General features: G+C 44.3%; 7 protein-coding genes. All 7 read left to right on the forward strand.

Annotation, left to right across the window (positions count from 1 at the left end):
- The first annotated feature begins 353 nt into the window (after positions 1 to 353).
- Positions 354 to 620 carry a helix-turn-helix domain-containing protein gene (locus Q4G98_RS12280; RefSeq protein ID WP_298565622.1) on the forward strand — a complete coding sequence of 89 codons (267 nt, stop codon included), beginning with the start codon at positions 354 to 356 and terminating at the stop codon, positions 618 to 620.
- Positions 621 to 662: 42 nt separating this feature from the next.
- A complete protein-coding gene (locus tag Q4G98_RS12285; protein ID WP_293663443.1) occupies positions 663 to 953 on the forward strand; it encodes a helix-turn-helix transcriptional regulator in 291 nt (96 codons plus the stop codon).
- A 224-nt stretch (positions 954 to 1177) separates the two neighbouring features.
- Positions 1178 to 3415, forward strand: coding sequence for a response regulator (locus tag Q4G98_RS12290; RefSeq protein ID WP_298565624.1), 2238 nt, complete (start codon positions 1178 to 1180; stop codon positions 3413 to 3415).
- A gap of 413 nt (positions 3416 to 3828) precedes the next feature.
- The gene (locus Q4G98_RS12295) at positions 3829 to 6798 is read left to right on the forward strand and encodes an autotransporter outer membrane beta-barrel domain-containing protein (RefSeq protein WP_298565626.1); all 2970 of its coding nucleotides are present in this window, start codon (positions 3829 to 3831) and stop codon (positions 6796 to 6798) included.
- A 206-nt stretch (positions 6799 to 7004) separates the two neighbouring features.
- Positions 7005 to 7310, forward strand: coding sequence for a hypothetical protein (locus tag Q4G98_RS12300; RefSeq protein ID WP_298565628.1), 306 nt, complete (start codon positions 7005 to 7007; stop codon positions 7308 to 7310).
- Positions 7311 to 7353: 43 nt separating this feature from the next.
- Positions 7354 to 8496 carry a YibE/F family protein gene (locus Q4G98_RS12305; protein ID WP_298565630.1) on the forward strand — a complete coding sequence of 381 codons (1143 nt, stop codon included), beginning with the start codon at positions 7354 to 7356 and terminating at the stop codon, positions 8494 to 8496.
- A 163-nt stretch (positions 8497 to 8659) separates the two neighbouring features.
- Complete coding sequence (locus tag Q4G98_RS12310) at positions 8660 to 8884, forward strand: hypothetical protein (RefSeq protein WP_293546904.1); 225 nt, start codon at positions 8660 to 8662, stop codon at positions 8882 to 8884.
- The last annotated feature ends 78 nt before the right edge of the window (positions 8885 to 8962 follow it).

Here is an 8962-nt window from a genome sequence, read left to right on the forward strand (position 1 = left end):
AATTTTAAAATATTTTGTTGTTTTAAAAAAATGAAATTATAAATATAAAACAATAAAAAATATAATTTTATTAATGGTTATAAGATTAGCTTTGTAAAAATATGGAAAAGTTTAAAGGATTATTAAAAACGGCTCCTGTTAACATTTTTAAACAAGATATTGTGCTGATTTTTAATAAATGCTATAATAAAAACAATAAAATATACTTAATTTAATTGGCAAAATAATTAAACATTAAAAATATTGGTGCAGAGTTTGTAATTATGATGAAATTTGAAATATAAAAAGTGTAAGATGCAGGATATATTTTTTTTAAAACAGCTATATGCATACGTACACAGTAAGGAGTAAAAATGGAAACTTTAGACAGAAAAAAAATAGGAATGAATATTAAAGTGAGAAGGATGCAGAAGCTGATCTCGCAGACAGCGATGGCGGAAAAGTTAGGCATTTCGCAAACGCATATGAGTAATGTCGAGGTTGGTCGCGCCATGCTCAGTCTGGAGCTGCTGCTGCAGCTGAAAAGTATTTTGGGCTGCACTATCGATGAGCTGCTGTGTTTGGAAGAAGAAAGCAAAGCCCGAAAAAAACGGGTCAAAGTTATTCGCTATCTTGACTAAGGCTCTGTAAACAGATTTTTTGAAGAAAGCGGTGGGGCAAATATGCAAAATCTCGATTTGAAAAAAATAGGTAATGAAATCAAAGTCAGGAGAGTAAAACAGGGTATTCAGCAGACAGCTTTGGCAGAAATGCTGGATATTACGCAGACCCACCTGAGTAATATTGAAAATGGCAGGGTCCCAGGCAGCTTAAAGCTGCTGTTGAAACTGCGCAGTATTTTCGGCTGCCGGCTGGAAGATCTGCTTGATCCGGAATGTGATGAAGCACCAGTCAAAGCGAATGATAAGAGAATGCGGCGCATCAAGGTGATACGGTATTATGAAAATGCCTGATGCAGCAGGCTTAAAAAATAGGTCAGCTTTATAAAAGCTGACCTGTTTTTTTTTGCAGATGAGCAAAAAATCTTTGTCTATAAAAAAAGATAATAATTATTATAAAAATGCCTTGCCATAATAAGGTGATAGCAATATAATAAAAAGAAAATTCAAATATATTTATAATATAAATAAAATTCGTTTTATGCAGATAATTTTATTAAAGATAAAGGAATAAGCAAATGGATTTTTTCAAGAAAAACAGAATGATAGTCAGTGTAGTGGCTATCTGCTGTTTGATGTTGTGGTATGTGTTGTGGACGACTTTAGCCGTCCTGCATATCAACCGGCAGATCGATTATGTGGCGGGGCATCCTTATAAAGCCATGTCAGAGGTGAGCAGGATCCAGGGCGTGGTCTCACAGACGACGGCTTATTTGCCGATCCTTTTAGCTGATGGGGAAAATAATCTGACGGAGATCAGGCAGATTTTAGTCGCCGCGCAGACGAAGAACCAAAAATCACTGCAGGTCTTAAAAGAAGTTTATCTGGGGAATCCTTATGATCTGACAGCTCTGGAACAGGCACTGAGTGCTTTGGAAAAAGCACTGCTGCAAAGCGCGGAGTTTTTTGAAAGTAATCGCAGCGGCGCTGTGCAGCACAGCAGCGTCAAGGAACATTTCGCAGTTAAAATCGAACCTCTGCAGGCGGAAACGGAAAAAGCTATAAAAACAGTTATGGCTTCTGCTGACAGAAGGGTACTGATGATTGAAGGTGAAACGGACGAACGGACGAAGTGGGCCATTATCTATGCAGGCGTGAGCGGACTTTTGATCGTCTTTTTGATGTTATATACGTTAAGAAACGAGTTTCAGAAGAACAAACTGCTGCTGAAGCATCAGCTGATCCTGCAGGATGCTTTGAACAGCGCTAAAAAGGCCAACGATGCCAAACGGTCTTTTTTATCGCGGATGTCGCATGAGATCAGGACGCCGATGAATGCGATCATCGGGATGACGACTATTTCCTTCAATTATCTGGACGATCAGAAACGGCTTACGGACTGTCTGAGTAAAATAACCTTTTCTTCCAGGCATCTGCTGATGCTGATCAATGATGTACTGGATATGTCCAAGATCGAAGACGGTAAATTAAATGTGAATAACGAAGTTTTCGACCTGAAAAAGGTGATCGAGTCTTTGACTGACATCCATTATCAGCAGGCAGCTGCCAGAGGACTGACTTTTGAATTGACGGTAAGTGGCTTTGATGAAGAGATGCTGATCGGTGATCCTCTGCGCGTCAATCAGATCCTGATCAATCTGCTGTCCAATGCGATCAAATTTACACCTAAGGGCGGCAGCGTCAAGCTGGAGGTCAGGAAGCTGCGCCGCCAGGGCGATCGGCTTTGGCTGCGCTTTACGATCAAAGACACCGGGATCGGTATGGAGCCGGAATTTTTAAAGAATCTGTACGAGCCTTTTGAACAGGCGAACAACGGTGTTGCTAAAAAATACGGTGGTACAGGTCTGGGAATGGCGATCACGAAAAATCTGGTTGCGCTGATGGATGGCTCGATCGATGTGCAGAGTGAGCCTGGAGCTGGCACGGTATTCAATGTTGATCTGCCTTTTGGCCTGCCGGAACAGGCAGAGAATAAAGCTGCTGTTCTGGATGAGCTGAAAGTACTGGTCGTTGATGATGACCGCGATTGCTGTGAGCATGCTTCCCTGCTGCTGCAGAAAATGGGTGTCTGTGTGGATTGGGTACTTAATGGCTTTGCAGCTGTGGACAAGGTGAAATTTGCGATTGAAATTGGAGAGGGCTGCTATGATGTCTGCTTTATCGACTGGTGTATGCCAGATCTGAACGGTATCGAAACAGCGCGTCGGATACGCGAATATGTGGGATCGGAGGCTTTGATCATTATTATCAGCGCTTATGACTGGTCAGAAATAGAACAGCAGGCCCGTGCGGCCGGCGTCAATGCCTTTATTGCCAAGCCGCTTTTTGCCTCGTCGCTGTATAATACGCTGCTGACAGTAGCTCAGAAAGGGCAGCTTACAGCTGGAGAGACCAGCGGAGAGCAGATAAAATACGATTTTGCTGGAAAAAAAGTGCTGCTGGCTGAAGATAATGAGCTGAATGCAGAAATCGCTGTGGAATTGCTGAAGTTAGTGGGTCTGGAGGTCGATCATGCAGCCAATGGACAGGAAGCAGTAGAATTGTTTCAGCAGTCGGCGGCTGCATATCTGATGATTTTTATGGATATCCAGATGCCGTTAATGAATGGCTATGAAGCAGCCAGGATCATTCGGGGGTCTGCTGCTGCGTCGGCTCAAAGTATACCGATCATTGCCATGACGGCCAATGCTTTCAGGGATGATGTACAGGCGGCTCTGGACGCGGGGATGAACGGCCATATTGCCAAACCGATAGATGTGGATATTTTATATAAGACGATCGCTGAATATGCATAATGATAATTAAAAAAGATCAAGGACGTACAGTTGAAACTGTGCGTTCTTTTTTTTATGTCTGAAACTATAAAAGTAGATTTTTTGCAGGGCAGTTGCAGTATGAAAAGGATAATTTTCTAAGGAGAGGTTTAGTAAAGCACCGCTGGAAGAGCGGTGCTTTTGCTATATCTGTGTGATGGGTAAAACCCGATTGAAAGTTACCAGTTGCAAGACTATTAAACCGGCGAATTCAAACAAAACAAAAAAGTCTTGCGGGGGGGGACAGATATGCTATCATTACCTAAATTAATGCGAAAGGATAAAATTTCTATTGTAATTAATTTTAAAATATCGCGAAAAACTATTTAAGTATCAGGAATAATAGATGCGTTTAGTTTGCAGCGAGCAGGGAAATCAAGGGGGGAATATTAGTTATGAAAAAAGAGACTTTAAGCAAGAGGGTTGCGCATAGTTTGTTATTATTGTCGCTGGTACATGTGGCTGGCGTTGCAATGCCACCAGTAGCTGCGGCGGCAACAGAACTGGTCGACGAAAACTATACTGGCAGTATTCCGCAAAGATCCAGCGGGGAATATACCGTTACCAACGGTGATGTAACTTTAGACGCCAGCGGTTATACGGGCTTGTCAAATTATCGGCGGGCTTTATTCGATACTACTAACGGCGCGGTCAAGATCAGTGTTGCCGATGGAAAAACGCTGACACTGAAAGGTTTTAATAATAGAGATACTTATGGAAGTGCAACTCTGTATGCTTATAAACGCGGGAACCTGGATGGTACGATGACTTTCACTGGGGGCAATATCGTTGTCAGCAATGAAGTCACTAACAGCAGTACCGATGTTTATGGTTTATATGCCGATAATGGCGGTAAGTTTGATTTTAAAAGTGATGGCAGCAATAAGATCAATCTGACGATCCTGATGCCACAGCAGCATGTGTCGACGCACCGTCATGGTATCGGTCTGCACGATGGCAGTATGACTTTTGACGGCGGCCGTTTTGCGATCGAGATTGAAGGCGATCCCGGATCTACTTCTATAGACAGGCGCGTGGGTATTACTATGTCCGGCGGCAGCGACCTGGATGTCAAAGCGGAGCAGATTCTGATCGATGTCAATGAAACAGCACTGCAGTTCATTTATCAAAGCGGCAGCAACAGCGCCCTTTATAATATCAATAATACTGCCAGATTCAACGCTGATTCTATCGTTTTTAAAGGTCATTCCGGGATCGAGGCTGTGGATACGCATTCTACTAACCGTAATACGGTCGAATTTTCTGGCAGCGGCTCGACAGAGATCTATGCTGTCAGCGATGGTATTGCCGATGATAATATTTACGGTGAGATCATTGGCGGCAAGGCGATCGATGTGGAACGGACAGATATTACTTTTAATAATGATGCTCTGCTGGTAGGGCAGAATCTGACTACGCAGGGTACAGCTCCTGGCCATTTGGTCAACGAAGGGACCCAGTTTGAATACTGGCAGGACGGCTATTGGCTGAAAGCTGTTTCTATAGGTAATGAGTCGAATTTGGTTGCTAATAAGGACTTCAGCCTGGAAAGCAACGGCGGCTATTATAATACAGGTCTGCATGTTTGGGGACAAAGCCAGGCTCAGTTTAACGGTAAAACGAATATCGTCGTCAAAAACGGTGTCGATACGGCCAGAGCGGTTTATATTTATGATAATGTAGACGGTACGACCAAGGCTGAATTTAACGATGACCTGACGATTTCTACTGCTGGCAGCAGTGCCGACTACCTTTATGGTTTTGATGTACGCAACGGCGGCAAAGCCGATATCGCTAAAGGCCTGTTTATGAATGATAATGACGCTATTACCTGGTCTTTATTTGCCAGTGGCACGGACAGCAAGATCGACGTAAATTCGAGCGGCAACGGCGAAGTGCAGGTCGTGGGCGATGTAGGCGGCTATAACGGCGGCGCCGTAAATATGAATATGCACACGAATACTTCCTATCTGACTGCGGCCAGTTATATCACCGGTAACGGTGAAGTAAATTTTGATATCAGCAACAGCGCTGTCTGGAATATGACGGGCAGCTCCAAGGCAACTGATATGAATATCAATAACGGCATCGTCGATCTGCGGGCCGACAAGAACCGCTACAGTACGCTGACAGCGGCGAATCTTACCGGCAACGGCGGTATTTTCAAAATGGATATCGACGTCAGAAGTATGGAGAGCGACAAATTGTATATCACTGATGATTTCAGCGGGACGCAGGCTATCGACATCTATCAGAAGGATGCATATGTACCGGAAGGCAGCAGCATGGAAGGTACAGGGCTGGTACTGGCCAGCGTCAACGGCAACGGCGTTTTTACGGCCCATGACCGAGAAGGTACTTTGTTTTATACCCATTACGATCTGGCACATCAGGCCAGCGCCACGGCCGGCTATGCCACTGACTGGTATCTGGATAAAATCATCACTCTCGACAAACCGACAACGAGTGTAGAAACTGTTACAGCTGCGGGAGCGCTCAATTACCATACCTGGCGTAATGAAAATGACAAATTACTGAAACGCATGGGCGAGCTGCGCCACAACGGCGCTGACGAAAAAGGCGCCTGGTTCAGGGTCAAGGGCAGTAAGATCGGGCGTGACGGCAAGTTTGCTTTTGAAAATAAATATACAACCTATGAGCTGGGGTATGATGAGCTGACGAAAAAAACCGCGACGAAAACACGTTATCAGGGCGCGGCGATCAGCTATACAGACGGCAGCAGCAGTTATCAAAGCGGCAGCGGCGACAACAGCAGCAAAGCGATCAGCTTCTATAATACGGAGCTCGGCAATAAAGGCCATTATCTGGATGTGGTACTTAAATTCAGCCATATGGATAATGATTTTAAAGTCTATGATACTGCCAACAATAAAATCACCGGGTCGATAGAGAATACCGGCGTTGCGCTGAGTGCGGAATACGGCCGGAAGAAGAATCTGGACAAGGGCTGGTATATCGAACCACAGGCCCAATTTACTCTGGGTTATCTGGGCGGCGATAATTACCGGACCAGCAACGGTATCGAAGTGAGCCAAAGCGGGATCAAAAGCGCTGTCGGGCGTATCGGCTTTAATCTTGGTAAGGAAGTTAGCTCTAAAGGCATCGTTTATGCCAAAGCCAACCTGCTGCACGAATTTGGCGGCGGCTATGAAACAACGCTGACAGACAGCAGCGGCAGGGTCAGAGTCAGTGAGAATTTTGATGATACCTGGTTTGAATACGGTATCGGCGCTGCTTTTAAAACCGGCAAAAATAACCATATCTATTTTGATATAGAACGCAGTACGGGCAGTGACTTCAAGAAAGACTGGCAATGGAATGCCGGTGCCCGCTGGACGTTCTAAGTATGATTTATCTGCTTTTCAACAGGTTGAGACAAACCCCTTATCCTGTTTGAAAATATTCCCCATAAGACAGGTCCGCATTAAAGCGGGCCTGTTTTTCTATAGCTGGAGTCTGAAAATGGTAAAAGAGTTCACAAGTTGGCGACGAGTTTTGTGATATAGTAATAAAGATAGAAAAGCAGAATTTTGTTTCGAGAGTGAGAGCCATGTCTTTAAAACAAAGAAATTATAGATTGCTGACAGCGCTGCTGCTTTTACTGGTCATTATCGCTGGTGCAGCCTGCAATCCTTTATATGTAGAGTCCAGTCACGGACATGACTGCAGCGGGGCGGATTGTCCGGTATGTCTGACGCTCAGCGTTATCAGCAGCTGCCATAATTATGTGCTGCCGGCACTGCTGCCGCTGCTGTTAAGCTTGTTATTGCTGGTTGGCAATACGGGCAAGAAGGCCATATCTGTCAGTCTGCCAAAGCTGACGTTGATCGGTTTGAAAGTACGTCTTGATAATTAAGAACTGCCAAAATTTATCATAAATAAATTTTGGAGGGTGTACCTTGAAAAATAAAATTGTTTATTTCGTGACGATTGTTCTTGCTTTGCTGTATCTGGCGTCAGGCCATTATTTTGCTACGCAGGGATTAAGCTTTTTTAAAGAAAAAGCTTCTACTAACGTTATCGAGGCAAGGGTTCTAAAGCTTTTACCGGCAGAGACGGGGGCTAAATTTCAACAGATAAGATTTGAGGCTGAATTATTATCAGGCAGTCAGCAGGGGGCTAAAGTAACAGCTATACAGAATAAATCGGGCAGCTTTGCCGCCGGGCGTGACGTTGCCGCAGGCGATAAGGTACTGCTGCTGCCAGACCAGAAAGGGCATGGTGCCTGGAGCTATGCTGAGCATCTGCGCAGCAATGTGCTGATGTGGCTGTTTGCTGTTTTTGCTCTGAGTATTATTGCTTTTGGACGGATGCAGGGCGTAAATACGCTGATTTCCCTGATTTTTTGCTGTCTGTCTATTTTTGCGGTTTTTGTGCCGGCGATCATTTCAGGAAAGAATGTGTATTGCTGGACGATTTTGACCTGCGCTTTTATTATTGTGACGAATCTGCTGCTGGTGAATGGGATCAACAGAAAAACTATCGCAACTATTTTAGGCTGTATCGGCGGTTTGGTCATTGCGGCGCTGATCAGTGTAGCTGCCGACAGCTTTTTGCAGCTGACGGGACTGGTGGATGAGGATTCCATGTACCTTTTATTTCTGAATCCTGCTGATCCGATCGATTTGAAAGCGATTGTGTTTAGTGCGATTATCATCGGCGCGCTGGGAGCGATCATGGACGTAGCGATGGACATAGCTTCGGCCCTGAACGAGCTGGCGGCTACCAGTACTGCGCCGACAAGGAAAATGCTGCTGCAGGCCGGCAATAATATCGGCCGTGATATTTTGGGTATGATGTCCAACACGCTGATCCTGGCTTACATTGGTGGTTCACTGACGATAGTTTTACTGTTTTTCGCTTATAATCATTCTCTACTGTATCTGCTGAATAAGGAGATGGTGGTAGTGGAGATACTGCAGGCCGTTATCGGCAGCTTTGGCATCCTGTTTACGATACCTTTCACTTCTTTTATCTGCAGCCGGCTGTATGTAAAAAAGACTAGAAGACGGTACAAGTCCGGCTTGGAAAATAAAATCTAAATTATACAGTAAAAAATCTTGCAGGAAATGCTTCAAAGTATTATAATGAGTCGTACTAAAAAATTATATAAAATCATTAAATATATAACAAAAAGTATAACTTGTAATATAAAAAACAAGTATGAGCAAACTTGGCAAATGGAGCAGGGCAGGAGTGATATTTATGAAAAAAGATGAGGAAGTTTTCAGCAGTGCGATAAACAGCAGTGCCAATAGTGCTTCGGGCAGTCCGTTAAAAAGCCTGCTGGAAGTCTGCCCGATCTGCGGCAAAGAATTTTCCTGCAACAAAACCTACCATGTTTATACGGCACTGGCGGGTCGGCGGCGGCAGTATTACTGCAGTTATCATTGCTTTAAACAGCGTCCGAACCCTAAAAACAAGTTATAAAGCAATAAAAACACCGTACATCGCGTGAAGTGGTCAATACTTAGTAGACACAAAAATCCTGTTAGGCCGTCAGTTCTG

Origin of the sequence: uncultured Phascolarctobacterium sp., from assembly GCF_958349595.1 — a bacterium.
GTDB lineage: Bacteria > Bacillota > Negativicutes > Acidaminococcales > Acidaminococcaceae > Phascolarctobacterium.